19 protein-coding genes and 2 pseudogenes are annotated in these 24,361 nt (G+C 74.4%); 11 read left to right on the top strand and 10 right to left on the bottom strand.

The genetic code is table 11. From position 1 onward, the window contains the following. Positions 1-93: 93 nt before the first annotated feature. Entirely contained in the window at positions 94-444 is a 351-nt protein-coding gene (locus ACIP37_RS21030) for a metalloregulator ArsR/SmtB family transcription factor (protein WP_063347062.1), read from the top strand. A gap of 21 nt (positions 445-465) precedes the next feature. On the opposite strand, the gene ACIP37_RS21035 is transcribed toward ACIP37_RS21030, so the two are convergent. Next, positions 466-2,121, bottom strand: coding sequence for an FAD-binding dehydrogenase (locus ACIP37_RS21035; protein WP_363619030.1), 1,656 nt, complete (start codon positions 2,119-2,121; stop codon positions 466-468). 311 nt (positions 2,122-2,432) lie between these two features. On the opposite strand from ACIP37_RS21035, the gene ACIP37_RS21040 reads away from it, so the two are divergent. Next, the gene (locus tag ACIP37_RS21040) at positions 2,433-3,371 is read left to right on the top strand and encodes an SGNH/GDSL hydrolase family protein (protein WP_363584048.1); all 939 of its coding nucleotides are present in this window, start codon (positions 2,433-2,435) and stop codon (positions 3,369-3,371) included. A 60-nt stretch (positions 3,372-3,431) separates the two neighbouring features. Here the strand turns inward: ACIP37_RS21040 and ACIP37_RS21045 are convergent, their stop codons facing one another. Continuing rightward, complete coding sequence (locus ACIP37_RS21045) at positions 3,432-4,553, bottom strand: HoxN/HupN/NixA family nickel/cobalt transporter (RefSeq protein WP_363584050.1); 1,122 nt, start codon at positions 4,551-4,553, stop codon at positions 3,432-3,434. Between the two features lie 325 nt (positions 4,554-4,878). Here ACIP37_RS21045 and ACIP37_RS21050 point away from each other — a divergent pair, with 325 nt between their 5' ends. After that, a complete protein-coding gene (locus ACIP37_RS21050) occupies positions 4,879-6,747 on the top strand; it encodes a CocE/NonD family hydrolase (RefSeq protein WP_363630224.1) in 1,869 nt (622 codons plus the stop codon). A 48-nt stretch (positions 6,748-6,795) separates the two neighbouring features. Further along, on the top strand, positions 6,796-7,488 hold the full coding sequence (locus tag ACIP37_RS21055; protein ID WP_363584054.1) for an aspartate/glutamate racemase family protein: 693 nt from the start codon (positions 6,796-6,798) through the stop codon (positions 7,486-7,488). A 49-nt stretch (positions 7,489-7,537) separates the two neighbouring features. Here the strand turns inward: ACIP37_RS21055 and ACIP37_RS21060 are convergent, their stop codons facing one another. After that, entirely contained in the window at positions 7,538-7,936 is a 399-nt protein-coding gene (locus ACIP37_RS21060) for a type II toxin-antitoxin system VapC family toxin (RefSeq protein ID WP_363619026.1), read from the bottom strand. A 67-nt stretch (positions 7,937-8,003) separates the two neighbouring features. Next, entirely contained in the window at positions 8,004-8,462 is a 459-nt protein-coding gene (locus ACIP37_RS21065) for a MarR family winged helix-turn-helix transcriptional regulator (protein WP_400844254.1), read from the bottom strand. A 130-nt stretch (positions 8,463-8,592) separates the two neighbouring features. Between ACIP37_RS21065 and ACIP37_RS21070 the strand changes: the two genes are divergently transcribed. Next, the gene (locus tag ACIP37_RS21070) at positions 8,593-9,849 is read left to right on the top strand and encodes an alpha/beta hydrolase (protein WP_400844257.1); all 1,257 of its coding nucleotides are present in this window, start codon (positions 8,593-8,595) and stop codon (positions 9,847-9,849) included. A gap of 77 nt (positions 9,850-9,926) precedes the next feature. Here the strand turns inward: ACIP37_RS21070 and ACIP37_RS21075 are convergent. The 3 genes and pseudogenes from ACIP37_RS21075 to ACIP37_RS21085 all read right to left on the bottom strand — a co-directional run. Continuing rightward, a pseudogene (locus ACIP37_RS21075) lies at positions 9,927-10,646 on the bottom strand (putative Ig domain-containing protein); the annotation flags it as partial. Between the two features lie 213 nt (positions 10,647-10,859). Further along, positions 10,860-11,546: pseudogene (locus ACIP37_RS21080) on the bottom strand (serine protease); the annotation flags it as partial. A gap of 205 nt (positions 11,547-11,751) precedes the next feature. Beyond that, the gene (locus ACIP37_RS21085; protein WP_363584064.1) at positions 11,752-12,702 is read right to left on the bottom strand and encodes a hypothetical protein; all 951 of its coding nucleotides are present in this window, start codon (positions 12,700-12,702) and stop codon (positions 11,752-11,754) included. Positions 12,703-12,858: 156 nt separating this feature from the next. Here ACIP37_RS21085 and ACIP37_RS21090 point away from each other — a divergent pair, with 156 nt between their 5' ends. Then, entirely contained in the window at positions 12,859-13,977 is a 1,119-nt protein-coding gene (locus ACIP37_RS21090) for an alpha/beta hydrolase-fold protein (RefSeq protein ID WP_363584066.1), read from the top strand. A gap of 134 nt (positions 13,978-14,111) precedes the next feature. Next, on the top strand, positions 14,112-16,628 hold the full coding sequence (locus ACIP37_RS21095; protein WP_400844260.1) for an ArnT family glycosyltransferase: 2,517 nt from the start codon (positions 14,112-14,114) through the stop codon (positions 16,626-16,628). Positions 16,629-16,718: 90 nt separating this feature from the next. Here the strand turns inward: ACIP37_RS21095 and ACIP37_RS21100 are convergent, their stop codons facing one another. From ACIP37_RS21100 to moaA, 3 genes are all read right to left on the bottom strand, one after another. Then, complete coding sequence (locus ACIP37_RS21100; protein ID WP_363630232.1) at positions 16,719-18,290, bottom strand: alpha/beta hydrolase; 1,572 nt, start codon at positions 18,288-18,290, stop codon at positions 16,719-16,721. A gap of 60 nt (positions 18,291-18,350) precedes the next feature. Continuing rightward, on the bottom strand, positions 18,351-19,109 hold the full coding sequence (locus tag ACIP37_RS21105) for an HNH endonuclease family protein (RefSeq protein ID WP_363584072.1): 759 nt from the start codon (positions 19,107-19,109) through the stop codon (positions 18,351-18,353). Between the two features lie 120 nt (positions 19,110-19,229). Then, a complete protein-coding gene (gene moaA / locus ACIP37_RS21110) occupies positions 19,230-20,225 on the bottom strand; it encodes a GTP 3',8-cyclase MoaA (protein WP_363630234.1) in 996 nt (331 codons plus the stop codon). A 146-nt stretch (positions 20,226-20,371) separates the two neighbouring features. On the opposite strand from moaA, the gene ACIP37_RS21115 reads away from it, so the two are divergent. The 4 genes from ACIP37_RS21115 (at position 20,372) to ACIP37_RS21130 (ending at position 24,249) form a co-directional block, all read left to right on the top strand. Continuing rightward, positions 20,372-20,983, top strand: coding sequence for an NTP transferase domain-containing protein (locus ACIP37_RS21115; RefSeq protein ID WP_400844264.1), 612 nt, complete (start codon positions 20,372-20,374; stop codon positions 20,981-20,983). A 164-nt stretch (positions 20,984-21,147) separates the two neighbouring features. Beyond that, positions 21,148-21,999, top strand: a complete 852-nt coding sequence (locus ACIP37_RS21120) for a hypothetical protein (RefSeq protein WP_400810774.1) — start codon at positions 21,148-21,150, stop codon at positions 21,997-21,999. A gap of 243 nt (positions 22,000-22,242) precedes the next feature. After that, positions 22,243-23,145: a hypothetical protein gene (locus tag ACIP37_RS21125; RefSeq protein ID WP_400810775.1), complete on the top strand. Its 903-nt coding sequence runs from the start codon at positions 22,243-22,245 to the stop codon at positions 23,143-23,145. Between the two features lie 168 nt (positions 23,146-23,313). Continuing rightward, positions 23,314-24,249 carry a (2Fe-2S)-binding protein gene (locus ACIP37_RS21130; RefSeq protein WP_400844267.1) on the top strand — a complete coding sequence of 312 codons (936 nt, stop codon included), beginning with the start codon at positions 23,314-23,316 and terminating at the stop codon, positions 24,247-24,249. The last annotated feature ends 112 nt before the right edge of the window (positions 24,250-24,361 follow it).

Consider the following 24,361-nt stretch of genomic DNA (forward strand, 5'->3'; position numbering starts at 1 on the left):
GGGGCACGCTGCACGCGCAGCCTACCCGTCATGCCGAGAACCACTGCCGGGTACCGGGTGCCGGGGTTCGGCGGCGGTCCGTAGGATGCCCCCATGGGACACGCGACCACCGAGAAAGCCGTACCGCGGATGCGCCTGGACGCCTCCAACGCGGCCAAGGTCGCGACCACCCTCCAGGCGCTGGCCACCCCGTCCCGGCTGCTGATCCTCGCCGAACTGCGCGAGGGCCCGCGCGCGGCGACCGAACTCGCCGACGCCGTGGGCATGGAGCAGTCCGCCTGCTCCCACCAGCTGCGGCTGCTGCGCAACCTCGGCCTGGTCGTCGGCGAGCGCCGGGGCCGCTCGGTGGTCTACTCCCTGCACGACGACCACGTCGCCGCCCTCCTCGACCAGGCCGTGTACCACGTCGAGCACCTGCGGCTGGGCCTCACCGACGAGCGCTGAGGCCGCACCCGCCCCGGTCCCCTACGCCGTCGCCTCCGCCGCCGCGCGGCCGGCGGTGCGGCCGGAGAAGAGGCAGCCGCCGAGGAAGGTGCCCTCCAGGGAGCGGTAGCCGTGGACGCCGCCGCCGCCGAAGCCGGCGGCCTCGCCGGCGGCGTAGACGCCCGGGAGGGGTTCGCCGTCGGGGCGCAGGACGCGCGCGGAGAGGTCGGTCTCCAGCCCGCCGAGGGACTTGCGGGTGAGGATGTTGAGCCGGACGGCGATCAGCGGGGCGGCGCCGGGGTCGAGGATGCGGTGCGGCGGGGCCACCCGGATCAGCTTGTCGCCGAGGTAGCGGCGGGCGCCGTGGACGGCGGTGACCTGGAGGTCCTTGGCGAAGGGGTTGGCGAACTGCCGGTCGCGGGCCTCGACGGTGCGGCGCAGTTCGGCGGGGTCGATCAGCGATTCGCGGGTCCTGGCGTTCATGCCGCGGGCGAGGTCGGCGAGGTTGCTCGCGACGACGAAGTCGGGCCCGTGCCGCAGGTGGCTCCGGACCGGACCGGGGGCGCCGGGCAGGGCGCGGCCGAGGACGCCGCGCACGGACTTCCCGGTCAGGTCCGGGTTCTGCTCGGAGCCGGAGAGGGTGAACTCCTTCTCGATGATGCGCTGGTTGAGCACGAACCAGGTGTGCCCGTAGCCGGTGGACATGATGTGGTCGAGCGTGCCGAGGGTGTCGAAGCCGGGGAAGAGCGGGACGGGCAGCCGGTTGCCGCGCGCGTCCAGCCAGAGCGAGGACGGGCCGGGCAGGATGCGGATGCCGTGCCGGGCCCAGATCGGGTCCCAGTTCTCGATGCCCTCGGTGTAGTGCCACATCCGGTCGCCGTTGATGAGGCTGGCGCCGGCGTCGCCGGCGATGCCGAGCATCAGCCCGTCGACGTGGGCGGGGACGCCGGAGAGCAGCTTGGCGGGCGGGGTGCCGAGCCGGGCGGGCCAGGCCTTGCGGACGAGGTCGTGGTTGCCGCCGATGCCGCCGGAGGTCACGATCACGGCCTGGGCGCGCAGTTCGAACCGTCCGGCGGCCTCGCGCGAGCTGGCCTCGCCGCGGGCCGCCGGACTGGGCACCAGCACCTCGCCGGTGACGGTGTCGGTGACGCCCGCGGTGGCGGCCAGGCCGGTGACCCGGTGCCGGAAGCGCAGGTCGACCAGCCCGCGGGCGGCGGCGGCGCGGACCCGGCGGACGAAGGGCTCCAGCAGTCCGGGCCCGGTGCCCCAGGTGATGTGGAAGCGGGGCACCGAGTTGCCCGGGCCGTCGGCGAGGAGGCCGCCGCGCTCGGCCCAGCCGACGACGGGGAAGAACCGGACGCCCAGGCCGTGCAGCCAGGAGCGCTTCTCGCCGGCCGCGAAGTCGACGTAGGCCTCGGCCCAGCGGCGCGGCCAGGCGTCCTCGGGCCGGTCGAAGCCGGCGGTGCCGAACCAGTCCTGGCGGGCCAGGGCGTGCGAGTCGCGGATCCGCATCCGGCGCTGCTCGGGCGAGTCGACCAGGAAGAGGCCGCCGAAGGACCAGTGCGCCTGGCCGCCGAGCGAGGCCGCGGGCTCCTGGTCGAGCAGGATCACCTTCCGTCCGGCGTCGGCGAGTTCGGCGGTGGCGGCGAGTCCGGCGAGTCCTGCTCCGATGACGATGACGTCGGCGTCCAGGGCCATGCGCAGTCCTCCGTCGCGGCGAGCGGGACGGCGCGCGCGGGGTGGGCGCCGTCGCTGTGCGCCCGATACTGCGGCCTGCGGTGACGTCCGGTCAACCGGCCGGTAACAACCGACTGCGGCAATTCCGCTCCACACCGTTTCGGAAATGTCCTCGATACACGGCGGAGCGAAATGCGAAATGCGATCTGACGGAATTTCGGAAATTTCCGTGCACGGCATGGACGTCCACGAAACCAACAAGTAACTTACCTGCGAGTAGCCGCGGCCCGGCACGACCCCCACCCGTCGTTTCTCTCCCCCCAGGAGGAACCGTGCTCCCCCCTGCCCGGAAACCCCGACGCCTGCGCAGCTCCACCGCACTCGCCACCGTCGCACTGGGCGCCGCCCTCGCGCTCACCTCCACCAGCGCCCAGGCCGCCACCCCGGCGCCCAAGCACCTCGTGGCGCTCGGCGACTCCTACGCCGCCGGCGCGGGCGTGCCCGGCCAGTCGGCCGGCCTGTGCCTGCGCTCCGACCGCAACTACGGCCACCTGGTCGCCGCCGCCCTCAAGGCCGGCGCGTACACCGACGTCACCTGCGCCGCCGCCAAGGTCAAGGCCATGACGCAGCCGCAGTACGACGCCTTCATCCGGGTCAACGACCCGCAGCTGGACGCGGTGACCCCCGACACCGACCTGGTCACCCTCGGCATCGGCGGCAACGACCTCGCGGCCAGCGACCTCGGCCTCGGCGAACTCGTCGCCACCTGCATCGCCGGCGCGGTCGTCAACCCGCTCGGCACGCCCTGCAAGGACGTCTACCACCACGGCTACTGGGACTGGCGCAGCTGGTCCTGGCAGTACGGCGACGACGACCTGGCCGAGCGGATCACCGGCAGCATCGCGCCGCAGGTCGCCGACACGCTGCGGCGCATCCACGCCAAGGCGCCGCGGGCCCGGGTGCTGCTGGTCGGCTACCCGTCCGTGCTGCCCGCCGACGGCCGCTCGTGCATCCTGCGCCAGCCCGTGACCCCGGGCGACGTCGAGTACATGCACGGCGTGCTCGACAAGCTGAACGCCGCGCTCAGGAGCACCGCGGCGGCCGGCGGCGCGACGTACGTCGACACCGCCACGCCCACCGCCGGGCACGACGTGTGCTCGGACGACCGCTGGATCGAGGGCGCGCTGCCCGGCTCACCCGCCGTGCCGTTCCACCCGAACGCCACCGGCGAGAAGGTGATGGCGGACGCGGTGCTCGCCGCGCTGCGGTAGGCCCCGGAACGCCGAGGGGGCGGCGACCGGACTCCGGTCGCCGCCCCCTCCGCCCCGTCGCTACTCCGACTTGGCGGCCGCGGCGGCCAGGCCGGCCGACCACTTCTCCTCGACCTTGCCGAACTTCCAGTAGGCGATCGCCCCGACCCAGGTCAGCACGAACAGGCCGACGATCGCGTAGCCGACGAAGTTGAGGTCCAGCCCGCCGATCCAGGCGATCGGGCCGCTGGTGATGTCCAGCTTCTCGCCGAGCAGGCCGATCAGCTCGACCAGGCCGATCACCAGCGCGACCAGCACCGACAGGCCGGTGACGGTCAGGTTGTAGTAGATCTTGCGGACCGGCTTGGAGAAGGCCCACTCGTAGGCGAAGTTCATGAACGAGCCGTCGATCGTGTCCAGCAGGCTCATCCCGGCCGCGAACAGGATCGGCAGCGTGAGCAGCGCGTACCAGGGCAGCGAGAACGCGGCCGCGCCGCCGGCCAGCACCAGCAGCGACACCTCGGTCGCGGTGTCGAAGCCGAGGCCGAACAGCAGGCCGACCGGGTACATGTGCCAGGGCTTGGTGACGGCCCTGGTCACCCGGCCGAGGATGCGGTTCATCAGCCCGCGCCGCTCCAACTGGCGCTCCAGCTCGGCCTCGTCGTACTCGCCCACGCGCATCCGGCGGAACACCTTGAGGATGCCGTTGAAGGCGCCCAGGTTGATCAGGCCGAGGAGCAGCAGGAACGTCCCGGAGACGGTGGTGCCGATCAGGCCGGTCATCGTGTGCAGGGTCGAGTCGTCCGCCTCCACCTGGTCGGCGAGCGAGCGGATGCCGAAGGCGAGCAGCGCGCAGAGGCCGAAGACGATCGAGGAGTGCCCGAGCGAGAACCAGAAGCCGACCGACAGGGGCCGCTTGCCCTGGCCCATCAGCTTGCGGGTGGTGTTGTCGATCGCCGCGATGTGGTCGGCGTCGAAGGCGTGCCGCATCCCGAGGGTGTAGGCGGTCAGGCCCATGCCCGCGCCGAACACCTGGCCGCCGACGTCGTAGTGCTCGGGCGCGACCAGCGCGAGCAGGGTGAACCAGCCGACGACGTGCAGCACGAGGATGAAACCGCCCATCCCGGCCAGGCGCATCCACTCCTCCCGGGTGAGCCGGTCACGCCATCTGACGGGCGAGGCACCTGCGGCGGGGCTGGACATCCTGTGGTCCTTTCGGGTGGTCCGGGCGAAGCTGGGCCATCTTTCCCCCCTCGGGGAAGCAGTTGCAAGTCATGTGCAAATGCCGGACCGCGGCGAACAGGGGCACGCGGGCGCGGACGGGGGGCGTACGGCGGCGGGCACACGCCCGCTCGCGCCGGGCTCCACCCGGCCGCGCCGACCGGCGGACCGCGACCGCCGCGCAGCCTTCGTCAGGAAATCGGACGATTCCTCCCCTAGGGTCGAGATGCCGACACCCGCGGCGCGCTCCCCGTACGCGCCGCGGGCCCTCCGGCGCTCACCGGCCCGGGATCCGATGGGAGCGGCCATGCCGTCCTACCCCTTCCGCACCACCCGCGAGGACGTCCGCATCCCGCTGCCCGACGGCACCCGGCTGGCCGCCCGGCTGTGGCGCCCGGTCAGCGACGAACCCGTCCCCGCCGTGCTGGAGTACTCCGCCGGCCGGCTCACCGACCGCACCGCCGCCGAGGACGCCCGCCGCCACCCCTGGTACGCCGGCCACGGCTACGGCGCCGTCCGCGTCGACACCCGCGGCCACGGCAACTCCGACGGCCTGCCCGGCGAACCCGGCGGCGGCCAGGAGCTCGACGACGGCGCCGCCGTCCTCGACTGGCTCGCCCGCCGCCCCTGGTGCAGCGGCCGGGTCGGCCTGCTCGGCGTCGGCGCCGCCGGCACCACCGCCCTGCTGCTCGCGGCCCGTGCCCCCGACACCGTCGGCGCCGTGGTCACCGTCTGCCCCGAAGGCGGCCACCGCCTCGGCGGCGCCCTGCTCGCCGCCGACCTGCACACCCGGCTCACCGCCCTGGTCGCCGACGCCGCCCTCCCGCCCGACCCCCGGCACGTCGGCGACGCCTGGCGCACCGACTGGCTGGCCCGCCTCGAATCCCTGGACCCGCCCGTCGACGCCTGGCTCGCCGCCGGCGAGACCACCGTCCCCGTCCCCGCCCCCACCTTCGCCGTCGCCGGCTGGGGCGACCCGTCCTGCTCCTTCGTGCTGCGCCTGCTCGCCACCTCCCCCACCGCCCGCGCCCTGCTCGGCCCCTGGCCGCACGGCCTGCCCGAGGACACCCTCCCCGAGACCCTGCGCTGGTGGGACCACTGGCTGCGCGACCTCGACACCGGCGCCCTGGCGGAGCCCGCCCTGCGCAGCTGGATCGGCACCCGCTGGACCGGCGAGGAGACCTGGCCCTCCCCCGACGTCCGGGAGATCCACTACGGCCTCGACGGCCCGCTGCGCACCGCCGGCACCGCCTCCGACGACCGCCACGTCCGCGTCCGCTCCCCGCAGCACACCGGCCTCAACGCCGGCGCCTACGTCCCGCTCGGCCGCCCCGCCGACCAGCCGCCCGACCAGCGCGAGGAGGACGGCCGCTCGGTCTGCTTCGACTCCCACCCGCTGCCCGAACCGGTCGAAGTGCTCGGCACCCCGACCGTACGGCTGCGCCTGCGCGAGGGCGGCCCGCCCGCCCAGATCACCGCCCGGCTCTGCGCCGTCGGCCCGGACGGCACCTCCACGCTGCTCACCCGGGGCGTCCTGGTCGCCACCGGCCCCGACGCGGACGTCGAGCTCGCCGCCTGCGCCGGCACCCTCCCGGCCGGGCATCGGCTGCGGCTCGCCCTCTCCTCGGTCTACTGGCCGTGGGTGTGGCCCACCCCGGACGACGCCGGCTACGCGCTCGACCCGTCCCGCTCCGCCCTCACCCTGCCCACCCGGCACCTCGCCGCCGACGTCGGCGCCGCCCCCGTCGCCTTCGAGGCCCCCGCCCTGCCCGAGCCGCTCGACATCCACCGCACCGAGCCGCTGACCGCCCGGCCCGAGCACGTCACCGTGCACGACATCGGCCGCCGGGAATGGCGCGCCGAACTCTCCCCCGCCACCGACGGCAGCCGCACCCACCCCGACGGCCTGGTCCGCGACGAGCACACCGTCACCGCCTACCGGGTGCTCACCGACGCCCCGCTCAGCGCGCAGGCCCGCACCGACCACACCGTGCGCCTCGAACGCCCCGACATCGGCTGGGACGTCACCGTCCAGACCCGCACCCAACTGCGCTGCGACGCCGGGCACTTCCTCAGCATCGTGCAGCTGCGCGCGCTGGAGGCCGGTTCGGTGGTGTTCGCCCGGGAATGGCAGCACCGCGTGCCGCGCTGGATTCCGCAGGGCGATTCCAAGTAATCCTTATACCTTTGCTTTCAATTCCCTTATTGCTTTATAAATGGCGGCATGAAGACCCTCGGCCTGATCGGCGGCATGAGCTGGGAATCCACCGCCGAGTACTACCGCCTCCTCAACGAACTCACCCGCGACCGCCTCGGCGGCCTGCACTCCGCGCCGCTCGTGCTGTACTCGGTCGACTTCGCCGCCATCGAACGGCTCCAGGCCGACGGACGCTGGACCGAGGCCGGCGAGATCCTGGCCGGCGCGGCGCGGTCCCTGGAGGCGGCCGGCGCCGAACTGCTGCTGATCTGCACCAACACCATGCACAAGGTCGCCGACCAGGTCGCGGCCGCGACCCCCGTCCCGCTGCTGCACCTCGCCGACGCCACCGCGGACGCCGTCCGGGCCGCCGGACTGCACCGGATCGGGCTGCTCGGCACGGCCTTCACCATGGAACAGGACTTCTACCGCGGCCGGCTGGCCGCCCACGGCCTCGACGTCCTCGTCCCCGGCCCCGACAGCCGCGCCCTGGTCCACCGGGTGATCTACCAGGAGCTGTGCCTCGGCCTGGTCCGCGAGGAGTCCCGCGCGGCGTACCGCCGGGTGATCGACGAACTGGTGGCCGCCGGCGCCCAGGGGGTCATCCTCGGCTGCACCGAGATCGAACTGCTCGTCCGCCCCGAGGACAGTCCCGTCCCCACCTTCCCCACCACCCGCCTGCACGCCGAAGCCGCCGTCACCGCCGCCCTGGCCCCGTGACGGCCCGGCGGGTCGGGGGCCCTCGCGCCGGGTCGGCGGAGGCCGCGCCCTAGGCGGTCAGGGCCTCGACGGGGGCGACGGCCACCAGCTCCTCGGCGGCGCGGGCGACCTCCAGGTCGAGCGTGATGAACGCGTCGGCCTGAAGCCGGGTCAGCGCGATGTACTCGGCGTCGAGGGTGTCGGGCCAGCCGAGGCGCTCGGCGATCCCCCAGGCGGTGGACTGCAGGACGCGGTCCCCGAGGAGCCGGATCCTCAACGCGCGCAGGTAGTCCAGCCGGCGGTCGGCCTCCGCCCTGGTCAGCCCGCCCTGGCGGACGGCCTGGTAGAGGAGCGACAGCACCTGCGAGCGGAGCAGCGTCGGGGCCAGCAGCCGGTGCTCCTGCGGGATGACGGCCCGCTCGCCGGCCAGGCGCAGCGCCACGGCCGGCGCGATCACGTACTTGGTCACGGGCGCTCGCCTCCAGGAAGGGCCTCGCGCGACCTTGCCGCGCCTTCCGCAGGGTAGGCCCTCCCGGTCAGAGCCGGTCGTAGATGGCGACCAACTGCCGGAGCACGTCGGTCGCGGCGTCCAGGGCGGGGGCGTCGTGGTGCGCCAGTGCGGTGTCGAGCGCCTGCGCCAGGGTGGTCTGGCGTTCGTCGTGGCGGCGCCGGCCCGCGTCGGTGAGGGCGACCAGGACGGACCGCTTGTCGCCCGGGGGGCGTTCCCGGGTGACGTAGCCGGCGGTGGCGAGGTTGTTGACCAGCTGGGTGGTGGCGGCGCTGGTGGTCTCGGTGGCGGCGGCGAGCTGGCCGATCGACAGCGGGCCCGTCTCGGCCAGGACGCGCAGGGCCCGGGCGTGGGTGAGGGAGAGCGCGCCGGGGGTGCGGGTGGCGCGTCCGCGCAGTCGGGAGTCGGCGGCGCTGAGGCTGTAGGCGGCGCGGGCGAGCTGGTCGAGGGCCTGCTCGCGGGCGGGGGTGGGTTGGGGCTGCGACATGGGGGCGGCCTCCGCGGCTCGTATCGACGGTCGGGTTGACAACAGAATATCCTAAGTACTTAATAGATAAGTACTTAGCGACTCGGCGGCACAGCCACCGAGCCCCCTATCGACACGGAGGACACCCGTCATGACCGTTCGTTCGACCGGACAGAACTGGGCCCTGGACATCGCCCTCGCCCAGGGCGGCTTCGACGCCCTGCACCCCCAGGCCAAGGGCACCCTGGAGCAGCTCGGCCACGACCACACCGACTTCGACAAGGTCTTCGCGCTGGTGCAGAGCGGCGTGATGCTGCCCAAGGCCTGGGCCACCATCGCCGGGCAGGCCGAGGAACGCGCCGCCCACCACGAGCGCGGCGGCTTCGCCCAGACCGCCGCCGACCTCTACGTGCGCGCCTCGGTGATGTGGGGCCGCGCGCAGTACTCGATCTTCGACGCCGCCGACCCGCGCAAGCTCGCCTTCCGCGAGCACGCCAACCACTGCGTGGAGCGCCTGGGCGCGCTGCGTGACAACCGGGTGCGCCGCGTCGTCCTCGACTTCGAGGGCAAGCAGATCTTCGCCCTGCTGCACCTGCCGGCCGGTGAGGTCCGCAACGCCCCCGCGGTGATCCTCGGCCCGGGGATGGACATGATCAAGGAGGACTACATCCACGCGGCGGAGCGGTACTACACCTCGCGCGGCATCGTGGCCCTGTCCATCGAGGGTCCGGGCCAGGGCGAGAGCCGGGCCAACGGGCTGACCGTCGACCTCACCAACTACGAGCGCGCGATCAGCCGCTACATCGACCACCTGGCCTCGCTGCCCGAGGTCGACGCGGCCCGCATCGGCATGTTCGGCATCTCGATGAGCGGCTACTGGGGCTCGCGCGCCGCCGCCACCGACCGCCGCCTCGCCGCGCTGGCCGCCTTCGAGGCCGTCACCGGCGACTTCACCACCATCTTCGAGCGCGCCCAGCCGACCTTCAAGAACAACTACATGTACATGGCCGGCTACACCGACGAGGACGCCTTCGACACCGAGTTGGTCGCCCGGATGCCGCTGGGCGACCTGGTCCGGGAGATCGCCTGCCCGGTCGTCTACGGCATCGGCGAGTTCGACGAACTCACCGTGCTGGAGCAGGCCCTGGCCAACTACGAGCGCATCCGCGCGCCCAAGGAGATGCGCGTCTACGAGAACGAGTTCCACCCGCTGGGCGGCACCGCCGCCGAGGTCTTCCGCTTCGGCGCCGAATGGGTCGAACGCGCCCTGAACGGCGAGTTCGCCGAGCCCGGCCGCGACGTCCGGCACTACGTCCACAGCGACGGCCGCACCACCGACGGCACCGCCAACCCCACCTGGTGGCTCGGCACCACCCCGGCCGTGATCGCCGACGCCCGCCGGGCGTGACACCGGGCGGCCTCCGGCGCGCACGGTCCGGCCCCGGGGTGTGGAAGCCCCGGGGCCGGAGGTGTGCTGGCGATGCGTCAGCCGGTCTGGATGGAGGTGTCGTCGATCACGAAGCTCGTCTGCAGCGAGGCGTCCTCGGTGCCGGTGAACTTCAGGGTGACCGTCTGGCCCGCGTAGGACGAGAGGTCGAAGGTCCGCTGCTGGTAACCCGCCGCGGCGTCCGCGTTGGAGTACGTCTTCAGCGTGGTCCCGTTCACCGACACGGCCAGCTTGTCGTACGCGGTGCTGCCCGACTCAGCGGTGTCGATGTGCAGCCAGAAGCTCAGCGTCGCCTTGCAGCCCGCCGGGATCGTCACCGTCTGCGCCAGCGTGTCGGTGTGCGAGGAACCGTAGCCGTTCAGCCACGACTTCCACGAACCACCGTGCGCCGCCTGCGAGGAGCTGTTGTCCACCACGCCGGAGCTGGTCGTCCACGGCGCCGCCGAGCCCGTCTCGAAGCCCGCGTTGCCCAGCAGCTGCGCCGGCGTGCAGGTGCCGCCACCGCCACCGGTCACCGTCCACGTGAAGCTCGCCGTACCCGACTTGCCCGCCGAGTCCTTCACCGTCACCGTCACGTTCGACGAACCCGCCGTGGTGGCCGTACCGGTGATCGCACCCGTCGACGCGTTGATCGCCAGCCCGGCCGGCAGACCCGTCGCGCTGTACGACAGCGGCGCGGTACCACCGGAAGCGTTGATCTGGAGGTTCACCGCACCGCCGACCGCGGTCGACTGGTCACCGGGGCTGCTGACGGAGACGGCGCCGCTGCCGGCCGGCTTGGTGAGCAGGCAGCCGGCCACGTTGAGGTCGATGACCCGGCCGTTGCCGAGGCAGGTGGTGAACCAGTAGGTCTCCTCACCGTAGCTCTGGCCCTTGGTGGCCGTGGTGGTGCCGTCCGCGGCGACCTCGCACGGGTTGTCCAGGGTGCACATCTCACCGTTGTCGTTGCCGGTGTTGTTGATGCCGATGATCCGCCCGCTGGCGGAGTCGATGATCGGCGAACCGGAGGTGCCGTGCGTGGTGTTGCAGCCGGAGCTGTAGCGCAGCGAGTCGTGCCAGGTCCACTGGTCCTCGCGCAGGGTGGGCACGAACCCGTTGACGGAGCAGTTCCACACCTGCTTCCAGTACGAGGAGGGTATGTACATCGCGGCGCCGTCGGTCGGGTGCGTGTCGTTGACGGTCAGCGCGGTGGCGCCGTACTTGGAGCTGATCGAGCCGTAGGTGTCGGTGAGTTGGTAGAGCGCGACATCGGTGCCGGTCATGGTCGCGTAGACGACCTTGTCGGCCTGGACGGTGCCGAGGCTGTTGCCGGCGCCGTCCAGCAGGGTGCCGCTGCGGCTCGCGCTCGCGTTCTGGATGACCTGGCCGGCCGTGGGCATGGTCGGCAGGCAGTGGCCGTTGGTGAGCATCAGGGCCCGGTCGCCGGCCACCGATGTGGGGTAACGCACCAGCGAGGCCGAGCAGTTGCTCAGCGCGATGGTGGAGGTCAGGTCGCTGGCCTGGACGGCGTGCGCGGGGACGGCGGCGAGGGTCAGCCCGCCCGCGACGACGGCGCCGACGCCGGCCATCGCGGCAAGTCTCTTGAACATGGCTCTCCTTGTGGGGGATCGCGGGGTGTACGACTGGTCGCCGAGGCCCGCGCCGCACGAAAGTGCCATGGTCACTTCAAGTGGTCAACCGTATTGGCCGAACTCGCCGACGGCAATCGGCCGTTGCGGCCCGGGGCGGCAACCATCCGCCCCGGTATGCCCGTTAAGGGCGGGCGCGATGGCACCCCACGGCACCGGCCGTGCCCGCCCGCCGGAGCGTCCTGTCCACCCGTCGGCCCGCCCGCTCCGGCTGCGGCTACGGCTACGGCTACGGCTACGGCTGCGGGAAGGAGTCCGCTCCCACCTCGTCGGTCTTGGCGTTGCCGCCGACCGTCGGCTGGAGGGTGATCGACCAGGACGTCGCGGTGCGCCCGGTCTCGAACGCCAGCGTGTCCTGGAACTTGGTGAACCGGCAGCTCTGCGTGAACGCCTTCGCGTCGGAGTCCCAGTCCACCCCGCCCGCGAAGTACACCTCGTACGTGCCGTCCTCGACGCCCTCGATACTGGCCTTCTGCCCCTTGGTCACGTACACCGAGTGCACCGACTTGCCGTTCAGCGCGAGCGAGACGACCGCGTCCCCCCTGCCGCCGTTGTCGACCTTGAACACGCCCTGGCCGCGCAGCCGCCCCTCGCGCACCAGGGTGCCGTTGTCCAGCGAACGGGACTGCTGCTTCGGGGTCTGCGGGACGGCGAAGGTCGTCGGGTAGCCGGCCGCCGCCATCTTGGCCAGGGCCGCCGACACCGCCGCCAGGCCCTCCGAGGCGCCCAGCTCGGCCTGCGCGGAACCCACCGCGCAGACGCCCCTGCTCTTGATGTCGCCGCGGACCTTCGTCGCGTCGGCGGCCAGCGAGGTCAGCGCCGCCACCAGCTCGGTCCGCGCCGTGGTGACCGCGGCCGGCTCGTCCGCCAGGCCCAGGCTCCGCCCGGCCGTCCGCGCGCTGGTGGCGATGCCGCCGAGCACGCCGTCGAGGTCGCCCAGGGTCTTGGCCCCGGCCACCTGGCCGAGCGCGGTGTTCACCGGGTCGATGTTCGTGCCGAGCACCGGGCCGTACGGCGGCGGCGTCGGGGTGGGGGTCGGCGTCCGCGTCGGCGCGGGCGGGGCCGGGGCCGCGCCGGTGGACGGCCCGCCCGCGGCACTCCCCCCGCCGCCCCCGGTGCCGCTGGAGCAGGCCGCGAGCAGCAGTACCGTGCCGACGGCCAGACCGGCCTTGGTGATGGACTTCATGAATCCCGCCCCCGTGACGCCCCGCGCACACAGCGTGCACGTGTCCGCCGCCATGCTGGCGGGCCCGCCCTGCGCGGTCAACCGGATTCCGAGGGCGCGCGGAGGGCGCGCAGGGGGCGCCCGGGGGCGCTGATCGAGGTCAACTACGATCGGGGCGTGCTCAGCCTCACCGGACTCCCCCTCCAGATCGTCGCCTCGCTCGTCGCGATCCTCGTCTTCGGCGCCACCATGTGGCTCTGGCCGCGCTTCGGCGGGAAGGGCTGGAAGTCCTGGACGGGCCGGCTCGGCGCCTTCCTCGCCACCCAGATCGCCGTGCTGGTCGCCATGGGCCTGATCGCCAACGGCTACTTCGGCTTCTACAGCTCCTGGAGCGACCTGCTCGGCACCGACGGCAAGCCGGGCACGGTCGTCGACCACACGCCGAACGCCTCCGTGGCCGTCACCGGCGAGCAGAAGTTCTACTCGGCCCAGGGCTCGGACCGGGAGCGCTCCGGGCTGATCCAGCAGGTCGCCGTCAAAGGAGCCTCGACCGGCCTGAGCACCGAGGCGTTCGTCTACCTGCCCCCGCAGTACTTCCAGCCGGACTACGCGCAGCAGCGGTTCCCGATGGCCCTGGTGCTCACCGGCTACCCGGGCACCCCGGAGAAGCTGATCTCGCTGATGCAGTACCCGGCCTCCACCCTCACCGCGATCGAGCAGAAGAAGCTGCCGCCGACCGTCCTGGTGATGATGCGCCCCACGGTCGTCGGAAACCGGGACACCGAGTGCGTCGACGTGCCGGGCGGCCCCCAGGCGGAGACCTTCTTCACCACCGACCTGCCCAAGGCGCTCGCCACCACCTACCGGCTCGGCACCGACCCGGCGAGCCGCGCCGTGATCGGCAACTCGACCGGCGGCTACTGCGCGCTCAAGTTCGCGATGCGCAAGCCCGACTCCTACCGCGCGGCGGTCGCGCTCTCCGGCTACTACAGCGCGGCGCACGACGAGACCACCGGCGACCTCTTCGGCGGCAACGACCAGCTGAAGCAGCAGAACGACCTGCTGTGGCGGCTGAAGAACCAGCCGGCCGCCCCCGTCTCCCTGCTGCTCACCACCAGCTACGACGAGAACAACTACGCCGACACCCAGGCCATGGTCGGCGCCTTCAAGGCCCCCACCAAGCTGTCCACCATCACCCTGGACACCGGCGGCCACAACTTCCACACCTGGACCCGGGAGATCCCCCCGGCCCTGGAGTGGCTCGGCCAGCACCTCACCATGCCGAAGGCCGCCTGACCACGCCGAAGGCCGCCTGACCGATCCCCCGGCGGCCCGCCCGATCACCCGATCACCCGAACGCCCCGCAGATCACACCCGTCTCACAGCGTCGTCTCACGCTCCTCTCAGCCACACCACGCACGGTATGGCGCATGACCACGACCAGCTACTCCACTCCGGCCGGCGAACCGTGGCCCGAGGCCGCGGACTTCCCGCCGCCGGAGGTGCCGCAGCCGGACCCCGCCCAGCCGGACCCGGCGCCGCTCTTCCCCGAGCAGCCCCTGCCGCCCACCGGCCCCAAGGGCCCCGCCTCCTGGTCCGGCCGGCTGCGCACCCTCCCCGCCCGCGCCTGGCGCGGCCGCGCGGACGACCCGCGCTGGGTGCGCCCGGCCCTGCTGGCACTGCTGGCCGCGACCGTCGTCCTCTACCTCTGGGGCCTGAGCGCCTCCGGCTGGGCCAACGCCTTCTACTCGGCCGCCGTCCAGGCCGGCAGCCAGAGCTGGAAGGCCTTCTTCTTCGGCTCCTCCGACGCCGGGAACTTCATCACCGTCGACAAGCCCCCGATGTCGCTGTGGCCGATGGCCCTCTCGGTGCGGGTCTTCGGCCTGTCCTCCTGGTCCGTGCTCGCCCCGCAGGCCCTGATGGGCGCCGCCACCGTCGGCGTCGTGTACGCGACGGTGCGCCGGCGCTTCTCCCCGCTCGGCGGCCTGCTCGCCGGGGCCGCCCTGGCGCTCACCCCGGTCGCGGCGCTGATGTTCCGCTTCAACAACCCCGACGCGCTGCTGGCCCTGCTGCTCACCCTGGCCGCGTACGGGCTGGTACGGGCCATCGAGGCGGCGGGCACCCGGTGGCTGGTGTTCACCGGGGCGATGTTCGGCCTGGCCTTCCTCACCAAGACCCTGCAAGCCTTCCTCGTGCTGCCCGCCTTCGCGCTGGTCTACCTGGTCGTCGCGCCCACCGGCCTGTGGCGGCGGGTGCGGCAGCTGCTGCTCGCGGGCGCGGCCATGGTGGTCGCGGGCGGCTGGTGGGTCGCGGTGGTCGAGCTGCTGCCGGCCTCGGCCCGCCCGTACGTCGGCGGCTCGCAGGACGACAGCTTCCTCTCCCTCACCTTCGGCTACAACGGCCTCGGCCGGATCAACGGCGACGAGACCGGCAGCGTCGGCGGCGGCGGGCGGCTCCCGGCCGGGCTCGACCTGCCGGCCGGGGCGATGCGCGGCGGCCGCGGCTGGGGCCAGAGCGGCCTCACCCGGCTGTTCGGGAGCGACATCGGCGGACAGATCGCCTGGCTGCTGCCGGCCGCGCTGATCCTGCTGGTCGCCGCCCTGTGGGCGACCCGCCGCTACGCCCGCACCGACACCGCCCGCGCGGCGTTCCTGGTCTGGGGCGGCGCGATGCTGTCCACCGCGCTGGTGTTCAGCTTCATGTCCGGGATCTTCCACCAGTACTACACGGTGGCGCTCGCCCCGGCCGTCGCGGCGCTGGTCGGCATGGGCGTGGACGGCCTGTGGCGGGCCCGGCACCGGCTTCCGTGGGCGCTGGTGCTGGCCGGCACCCTCGCGGTGACGGCGGTGTGGGCGTTCGTCCTGCTCGGGCGGAGCGCGGAGTTCCTGCCCTGGCTGCGCTGGGCGGTGCTGGTCGGCGGGCTGGTGGCGGCGGCCACGCTGGTCGCCGGACAGCTGGCCGGGCGGGCCGACGGGCGGCTCGGGGCCCGGATCGCCTCGGTCGCCGGCCTGCTCGGCCTGGCGGCGGCGCTCGGCGGGCCGGCCGCGTACGCGGTGGACACCGTCGGCACGGCGCACAGCGGCTCCATCGTGACGGCCGGGCCGGCCGTCCAGGGCGCCTCCGGCCCGGGCGGCGGCGGACGGCACGGCGGGCAGGGCTTCCCGGGCAACGGGCGGGCGTTCCAGCCCGGCCAGAACGGCGGCGGGCAGAACGGCGGCTGGCAGAACGGCGGCGCACCCGGCTTCCCCGGCGGGGGCGGCGGGCAGAACGGCGGCCGGCCGGGCACCCAGGGCGGGGGCAACGGGTTCAACGGCGGGGGCAACGGCGGCCAGGGCGGCTTCAACGGCGGCAACGGCGGCTGGCCGGGCGGCGGTTCGGGCAAGGGCCCGGGCGGCGGCAACGGTCACCGCGAGCGCGGCACGGGCGCCAACCCCGACACCGGCAACCCGGGCACCGGCAACCCCGGCAGCGACGAGGATCCCGGCGCCTTCGGCCCGGGCGGCGCGGGCGGCCCCGGAGCGGGCGGCATGGGCGGCGCGGGCGGCATGGGCGGCCTGCTCGGCGGCACCAAGGTGAGCGAGGAGGCCTCCGCCCTGCTCAAGGAGAACGCCGACCAGTACACCTGGGCGGCCGCCACCAGCGGCTCGCAGAACGCCGCCAGCTACCAACTCGCCACCGGAAAGCCGGTGATGGCCCTCGGCGGCTTCAACGGCACCGACCCCTCGCTCAGCCTGGCCGGCTTCCAGAAGTACGTCCAGGAGGGCAAGGTGCACTGGTTCATCGCCGGCGGCTCCCACCGCGGCTTCGGCGGGGCCGAGAGCGGACGGGGCGACACCGGGGAGAAGGAGTCGGAGACCTCCCAGATCGAGAGCTGGGTGACGAGCCACTTCACCGCGAAGACGGTCGGCTCCACCACCTTCTACGACCTGACGGCCCCGACGTCCTGACCGTCCCACCCCAGGGGGCGCACCGCAGCCGGCGGTGCGCCCCTTCGCGTTGTCCCCTGGCCAGCCCCCGTCAGCTCCCGTCAGCTCCCGTCAGGCGGACGGGCAGTGCGTCCCGGCGGCGGGCAGCGTGCCGTCCACCAGGAACGCGGCCACCGCGTCCCGCACGCACCCGCTCTTGTCGTAGCCGGTGTGCCCGTCGCCGTCCCGGGTGAGCAGGACGGCGTCGGCGAGGGCGGAGGCCATCCGCTGCGCCCACGGGTACGGCGTGACCGGGTCGGCGGTGGAGCCGACCACCAGGATCGGGGCGCTGCCCTCGGCCCGGATCCGGGCGGGCCGTTCGGCGGTGCGGTACGGCCAGGAGCGGCAGTCCGGGGCGAACAGCGCCGCCGAGGTGTCGTGCCGGCTCATCAGCGGGGCGCGGGCGGCGAGTTCGGCGCGGTCGGTGCGCAGGTCCCCGGCGCCGGGGGCCATCAGGGCGTCCGCGCAGCTGATGGCGACGAAGGCGTCCGCCGCGGTGGAGTATCCGCCGTCCTCGGCGCGGCCGTTGGCGCCGTCGGCGAGGGCGAGCAGTTCGGCGGCGTCGCCGCGGGTGATCGCCGGGTCGAGGGCCTGGCGCAGCCGCTCCCAGGAGCGGTGGCCGTCGTAGAGGGTGTCGAGGGTGCCGTTCCAGGCCAGGGTGGCGGTGAGGCGGCGGCCGTCGGCGGCGGGCAGCGGGTGCGCGCGCAGGCCGTCCAGGAAGTCGGCGAGCCGCTGCGGGGCGGCGGCGCGGTCGCGGCCGAGCGGGCAGCCGTCGCGGCCCGCGCAGTCGGCGGCGAAGTCCCGCAGCGCGGTCTCGGTGGCGGCGGCGGCCTCGACGTTCATCCGGACCGGGTCGAGGCTGCGCTCGAAGGCGCCGTCCAGGGCGAGGCGGCCGGTGCGGGCGGGGAACTCCTCGGCGTAGAGGGCGCCCAGGTAGGTGCCGTAGGAGCTGCCGAGGAAGTCGAGCCGCCGTTCGCCCAGGGCGCCGCGCAGCACGTCCAGGTCGCGGGCGGTGTCGCGGGTGGAGAGGTGGGGCAGCAGCGTGGCGTACCGGGCCTGGCAGGCGTCGGCGAGCACCCGGCCGCGGTCGTAGCCGGGGTCGTCGGTGCTGGTCCACTCGTCCCGGGTGCGGTCGTCGAGGCAGTGCACGGGGGTGGTGCGGCCGGCGCCGCGCGGGTCGAAGCCGACCAGGTCGAAGTGGTCGGAGAGGGTGCCGCGGTAGTCCTCCCAGCCCCAGACGACCCGGTCCACGCCGGAGTTGCCCGGCCCGCCGGGGTTGAGCACCAGTGCCCCGATCCGCCGGTCGGCCTCGGTGGCGCGGATCCGGGAGACGGCGACGTCGATCGTCTCGCCGCCCGGATCGGCGTAGTCCAGCGGGACCTTGAGTCCGGTGCACTGCGCAACCGGCTCCCCGGCCGGGCGCTCGGGCCGGTCCGGGCAGTCCTTCCAGTCCAGCGGCTGGAGGTACAGGGCCGCGAGCGCGGGGGCGGCCGTGCCGGGCACCAGGTCCTGGGGCCCGGCCGCGGCCGCGGTGCCGGGCCGGCGGGCGCCCGGGTCCGACGGCCCGGTGCAGCCCGCGGCGAGCACGAGGAGGGCGACGGTGAGCAGGGCGCGGAGCGGGCGCCGGGGGTTCGACGAGTGCACCGCCCACGAATACCACCCGGCGCCCGCTGCCGTCACACCAGCACCTGCCGTAACGATTCCTCAGCCGCCGCACTGCTGCAGCATGGCCTGCTTGTCGGCCGCGGTGACGGGGAGCTGGTACTTCAGGGAGACCTGGGCGAAGCGGACGGCGTAGGAGCAGCGGACGGCGGTGTTGGCGGGGAGCCAGGTGGCCGGGCCGGAGTCGCCCTTGGAGCCGTTCTGCGAGCCGTCGGCGGGGATCAGGTTGAGCGGGTCGTTGGCGATCTGGACGCGCTTGGCCTTGTCCCACTTGGCGGCGCCCAGCTGCCAGTCGTAGGACAGCGGCATCACGTGGTCGATCTGGATCTTCGTGGCCTGCTGCTTGGTCCACTGGACGTTCTTGCCGGTGTACGGGTCGTAGATGGTCATCGCGGTGACGACGCAGTTCGATCCGTCCTTGCGCTCGACGGCGGTGCCGTCGCGGGCGAGCAGGTCGTTGCGGGTGTCGCAGTTGTTGTGGCCGAGCGGGACGCCGTCGACGTTGTCCGTCCAGGCGGGGCCGAACTCGTTGCGGTCGTAGCCGTCCTTGGGGCCGGCGGCGGCGGTGGCGACCTTGGCTATCACGTCCCGGCCCGCCTTCTGCTCCTCCGGCGTGGTCAGCGGGGCCAGGCCGGGCTTGGTGCCGTCCGGGTTCTGCAGCGGGCTGGTGCCCAGGCCCCCGGCGGGCGCGGCGGAGTCGCCGCTCTTGTGGTCACGGCCGCCGAGCAGCCAGCCGGCCAGCGCGAGCGCGCATATCAGGAACACGGTGGCGGCGGACAGGGCGGTGCGGCGGGCGGGCACGGATAACTCCCGGGATCTGGGGCGGGTTGACGGCGAACCAGCAGATCAGCCACCCCGAGAGCAGGTCAAGGCGACGCCACGCGAACCCCGCCGACCATGTCGAAGCTCACACCCCGGGCGTCAGCCGCCGATGGCGGACATCGGGCGGTCGGGCCGGACGAAGCCGGCGGAGTTGACGGCGTGTCCGGGCCCCTTCCCGGCCACCGAGGCCCGCCAGGCCGCCTCGATCCGGTCGTCGTCGGCACCGCCGCGCAGCAGCGCGCGCAGATCGGACTCCTCCGTCGCGAACAGGCAGTTGCGCAACTGACCGTCGGCGGTGAGCCGGACCCGGTCGCAGCCCCCGCAGAACGGGCGGGTCACGGAGGCGATCACCCCGATGACGGCGTCCGTGCCCGCGACCCGCCACTCCTCCGCCGGGGCGTTGCCCCGCCGCCCCACGGGCAGCAGGTCGAAGCGCTCCCCGAGCCGCTCCAGGACCTCCGCGGCGGTGACCATCGCCGAACGGTCCCAGGCGCCCTGCGCGTCCAACGGCATCGACTCGATGAACCGCATCCGGTACCCGTGCTCCACCGCGAAGGCCGCCAGCTCCGGGATCTCGTCCTCGTTCACCCCGCGCACCGGCACCGCGTTCACCTTCACCGGCCCCAGCCCCGCCGCCCGCGCCGCCGCCAGGCCCGCGAACACGTCCGCGATCCGGTCCCGCCGCGTGATCCGCGCGAACCGCTCCGGGCGCAGCGTGTCGAGGCTGACGTTCACCCGCTCCAGCCCCGCCGCCCGCAGCGCCACCGCCGTGCGGGCCAGCCCGATCCCGTTCGTCGTCAGCGACACCTCCGGCCCCAGCGCGGCGATCCGCCCCACCAGTTCCGGCAGGCCCCGCCGCAACAGCGGCTCCCCGCCGGTCAGCCGCACCGAGGCGATCCCCAGCCGCCCGACCGCGATCCGCACCAGCCGCACCACCTCGTCGTCGCCCAGCGTCTGCGCCCTCGGCAGCCAGTCCAGGCCCTCGGCCGGCATGCAGTAGGTGCAGCGCAGGTTGCAGCGGTCGGTCAGCGAGACCCTCAGGTCGGTGTGGACCCGGCCGAAACGGTCCAGCAGCGGGCGCGGTGCGGTGTTCATCGACCCAGTACAGGGGCCGGCGGGCCGCAGGACCAGCGGCCGAACCGCCGGGGGGCGGCCACCACCTGCGGGTTCCCCTTGTGCATTCGTACAACTGTGGGTTCGTACGGCTGCGCGGCGGCGGCACCGGCGGGCAGGCTGGGCCCATGCAGACCACCGAAGACCCGACCGGGCCCGTTGCCGCGCTGGTGCTCGCCGCCGGGGGCGGGCGACGCCTCGGCGGGCGGCCCAAGGCCCTGATCCGGTACGCGGGCCGCCCGCTGGTCGAGCACGCGGTGGCGGTGGTGCGGGCGGGCGGCTGCGCGGACGTCACGGTGGTGCTGGGCGCGGCCGGCGAACGCGTCCGCTCGACGGCGCACCTGCCGGGCTGCCGGCTGGTGACCAACCCGGACTGGGCGGGCGGCATGGGCTCCTCGCTGCGCGCCGGGCTGGCCGCGCTGGCGCCGGAGGTGTCGGCGGTGCTGGTGATGCTGGTGGACACCCCGGGCGTCACCGCGGCCGCGGTGGCCCGGCTGCTGGCCGCGCACCGGGCCGGCGCGGAACTGGCCGCGGCGGCCTACGGAGGGCGGCGCGGGCACCCGGTGCTGATCGGCGCCCGGCACTTCGCGGAGGCGGCCGCCGGCGCGTCCGGCGACGCCGGGGCCCGCACCCTGCTGGCCGCGCACCCGGGCGCGGTCACGCTGGTCGAGTGCGCCGACGTCGCCGTCCCGGACGACCTGGACACCCCCGCCGACCTGGCCCGCTGGTCCGCCGGCTGACCGCACCCGGCCGGCCCGGGTGCCCGAAGCACCCGTGGCGGGCACCGGCCGGGCGCACACCCCTGATCCGACCCTGAGGATTGCCCCATTCCGTGCCAAGGACCCAACGTTTCGGGGAGCATGGAAACCGTTCCACCACCCGACTCGAACGGACGGAGCCCGCGATGGCCGGACTGCCCGACGACTTCACCGGACACGACCCCGCGAGGCCAGGGCACGGGGCGGGCGGTGGCGCCCGGGCGATCCGCTGCCCCGCCTGCCGCCGCGAGCACCTCTACGAGCCGCCGTCGCTGCCCTGTCCGTGCGGCGCCTCGCTGAAGGTGCCGCTGCTGCGCGGCGGGGTGCCGGTGCAGGTGCGGTTCCGCTCCTGGGAGGACTCCTGGCTGAGCATGCGCTGTCCGCACTGCGGCCGCTCCGACCAGTGGCCGCAGCCCGAGTTCACCTGCAACTGCGGCGCCACCGTCCGGCTGCCGGTGGACCGCACCACCCGGCTCGGCGGCGGCACGGCCGGCCCGCTCGCCACCCCCGGCCCGCAGTCCTCCCGCCCGTACCCGGCCCACCCGATGGGCGCCCCGGTGCCCGCCCCGCCCGGCGGCTCCGGCGGCCAGCCCAAGCCCTTCCGCCACCGCGCGCCGTTCCGCCCGCACCCGGTGCGCACCTCGCAGGACGCGGTCTTCACCGCCGCCCGCTACCTGGAGTGGCTCGGTTTCGACGACCTGGAGCTGACCGAGGCCCAGGAGCGCGACGGGGTGACCCTGCTGGGCAGCCGGATGGTCGCCCAGGTGGACACCTGGACCGAGCCGGCCGACGTGAAGTCGGTCGAGTGCCTGTGGCTGCAGACCCTGCACGCCGAGGAGATGGCCGCCGCCATGTTCACCCTGGCCGGCTACTCGCACCAGGCCACCGTGCGCGGCGAACAGCTGCTGGTCGCCCTGTTCAGCCTGGACCTGGCGGGGGTGCCGCAGCCCGCCAACGGCGCCGCCGAGGCCCTGATGGAAACCGGCTGGACGTCCTGACCGACCGGAGGCCGCCGGGGCGCGTCCGCCAGGGCGTGCCTTGTGGATCAGGCCAGGCCCTAGATCATTTCCCCCGCGAATGCAAGAACCTCCGCTCGTGATCTGGTGCACAAGCTCACCCCCGTGTTGAATTGCCGCCACAGCGCGGGCCCTTGCGCTGCCGTCGCCGTGCCGCCGACAGTCGACGGCGGCGACGCCGGGCAGGGCCGCGCCCCGCTGGATGGCGCACACAAGGAGGTGGCGTTGTCAGAGCACGGATGGGGCCCGAACGGCCCGAACGGGCGGGGGCGGGCGGCAGCGGAGGAGCCGGGCGACACCGTGTGGCGACTGAGGTCCCGGGGGTGCTGGCAGGAGGCGGCCGAACTGCTGCGCCCGGCCGCCGAACAGGACCCGACGGCGGCCCTGGCACGGGCCGAACTCCTCATCGAGCAGTGCCTGTTCACCGCCGCGCAGTGGACCCAGGCGGAACAGGCGCTGCGCCTCGCGGAGGCCGTGGTGGCCAGCACCGAACAGCGCGCGGCCGCGGCCTGCGCCCGCGGCTTCCTGGCGTACGTGGCCAGCGTGCTCGGCCCCCGGGACCGACTGGACGAGGCGCAGGCCGCGCTCGGACGCACCTCGGCACTGCTGCCGCCGGACGCGCCGGGCCGCCCGCTGCTGGACTTCCGGCGCGGACTGGTCGCCGAGAACCTGCTGCGCGACCGCGGCGCCGCCTGGATCGCCTACCGCCGGGCGCACGACGGCGCGGGCGAACGCGGGGACGAACTGCTGCGCTCGTACACCTGGCGCCACCTGGCGGCACTGGCCCTGGCCCGCGGGGACCGCGACCACGCCCGCGAGGGCTTCGACGCCTCGCTGCGGCTGCGCGAGCAACTCGGCTTCACGGTGGGGGTGGCGCCGGCGCTCGCGGCGCTCGCCGAGGTGTCCGAGCCGGCCGAGGCCGCCCGGCTGCGCGCCGAGGCGGCCCGGCTCGTCCACGCCCTGGGCGGCGTGCCGGTCTGGCTCGCGCGCCAGTTGGGCACCACCCGCACGCCGGGGCCTGCCCCGGAAGGGGCCCGCACGCCGGGGCTCCCCCCGGACGGGGCCCACACGCCGGGACCTCCCCCGGACGGGCGCATCACCCGCGAGACCTGGGGGACGATCAGCTAAGGTGAGCCTAACCTGGCCGGGGTGAGCAGTACCCCGGCCGGGTTCGCCTTGCCGTTCCCCGGGCACCGCCATGCCCCGGTCCGGCCGGGCCCGGGCGGGCCACCACCCCGACCGGGCACCGCCGGGCGGTCCATGGGCGGTCCCCGGTCGACCCGATGGGGCCCGCCCATGACCGCGAGCAGCACCCGGCCCGGCCCCACGCCGTGCGCCCCCCGCACCACCGAGGCGCACGCCCTCACTCCCACGCCGCCCGCCGACGCCCCCGGCGCGACCTCGTACCACCGGCTCACCGCGCTCGCCCCCGTCCTTCGGGTGCGCTGCGCCCCGCCCCGCCGCGGCGACGGCTGGATCCCCGCCGCCGACCTGACCACCCGGCCCGAGGCGGTCCGCGAGCTGATCGCCCACGACGCCCGGCAGGGCCTGGCCCGCTACGGGCGGCCGCTGCGCCCGGACGTGGCGGCCGGCTTCGGCCTGCACCGCGTCGTGTGGCCGCTCTCGCTGCTGTTCACGCTGCCGTGGTTCCTGGAGCGCCGGGTCCTGCTGCTCGGCCCGCAGGACGTCTCGGTGCGCCGCGGTGCCGACCGGGTGGAGCTGACGGTCCGCCCGGAGGCGTTCGCCTGTCTGCCCGACGACCCGGCGGGCGGCGTGCCGCAGGCCCGTACGGTGCCGGACGCGAACGCGTTGGACACCGAACTGCGGTGCGCGCTGGGCGGGTTCCTGGAACCGGTGCTGGCCGCCTTCCGGCCCGAGGTGCGGCGCGGGCCACGAGTGCTGTGGGCGATGGCCACGGACGCGGCGGTGGAGGGGCTCTGGTACGCCGGCGGGCTGCTCGGGGAGCAGGAGCGGGCGCGCGCCGAGCTGTCCGCGCTGCTGGAGCCCCCACAGGCGGGCGGCGCGGCGGCGGCACCGGCGTGCGCGCCCGGCGTGACCGGCGGCCCCGCTCCGGCCCCGTCCCCCTTCACCCCGGGTGCCGGTTTCGCCGTGCCGGCGGCCGGGTGCGGGGATGCTTCGGGCACCGACCGGGCCCGGGCCAGCTGCTGCCTCGTGTACACCGCCCAACCGGAGGACATCTGCGGCGGCTGCCCCCGCGTCATGCGGGGTTGACGAAAACACGTGCGAGGCCGGATCCGGAAAGCCCGGAATTCCGGGAATAACCCGCTTCAAATGCATAAGAAAATGCGATTGTCGCGGGGTCAGAAATCCCTCTACTCAGCGC

This window comes from Kitasatospora sp. NPDC088861 (assembly GCF_044750105.1).
Taxonomy (GTDB): Bacteria; Actinomycetota; Actinomycetes; order Streptomycetales; family Streptomycetaceae; genus Kitasatospora.

Coding starts and splice junctions, on each gene's coding strand:
- ACIP37_RS21055 (WP_363584054.1), top strand. CDS start 6,796: ATGAAGACCCTCGGCCTGATCGGCGGCATGAGCTGGGAATCCACCGCC.
- ACIP37_RS21115 (WP_400844264.1), top strand. CDS start 20,372: ATGCAGACCACCGAAGACCCGACCGGGCCCGTTGCCGCGCTGGTGCTC.
- ACIP37_RS21045 (WP_363584050.1), bottom strand. CDS start 4,553: ATGTCCAGCCCCGCCGCAGGTGCCTCGCCCGTCAGATGGCGTGACCGG.
- moaA (WP_363630234.1), bottom strand. CDS start 20,225: ATGAACACCGCACCGCGCCCGCTGCTGGACCGTTTCGGCCGGGTCCAC.
- ACIP37_RS21035 (WP_363619030.1), bottom strand. CDS start 2,121: ATGGCCCTGGACGCCGACGTCATCGTCATCGGAGCAGGACTCGCCGGA.
- ACIP37_RS21095 (WP_400844260.1), top strand. CDS start 14,112: ATGACCACGACCAGCTACTCCACTCCGGCCGGCGAACCGTGGCCCGAG.
- ACIP37_RS21030 (WP_063347062.1), top strand. CDS start 94: ATGGGACACGCGACCACCGAGAAAGCCGTACCGCGGATGCGCCTGGAC.
- ACIP37_RS21120 (WP_400810774.1), top strand. CDS start 21,148: ATGGCCGGACTGCCCGACGACTTCACCGGACACGACCCCGCGAGGCCA.
- ACIP37_RS21070 (WP_400844257.1), top strand. CDS start 8,593: ATGACCGTTCGTTCGACCGGACAGAACTGGGCCCTGGACATCGCCCTC.
- ACIP37_RS21130 (WP_400844267.1), top strand. CDS start 23,314: ATGACCGCGAGCAGCACCCGGCCCGGCCCCACGCCGTGCGCCCCCCGC.
- ACIP37_RS21085 (WP_363584064.1), bottom strand. CDS start 12,702: ATGAAGTCCATCACCAAGGCCGGTCTGGCCGTCGGCACGGTACTGCTG.
- ACIP37_RS21050 (WP_363630224.1), top strand. CDS start 4,879: ATGCCGTCCTACCCCTTCCGCACCACCCGCGAGGACGTCCGCATCCCG.
- ACIP37_RS21065 (WP_400844254.1), bottom strand. CDS start 8,462: ATGTCGCAGCCCCAACCCACCCCCGCCCGCGAGCAGGCCCTCGACCAG.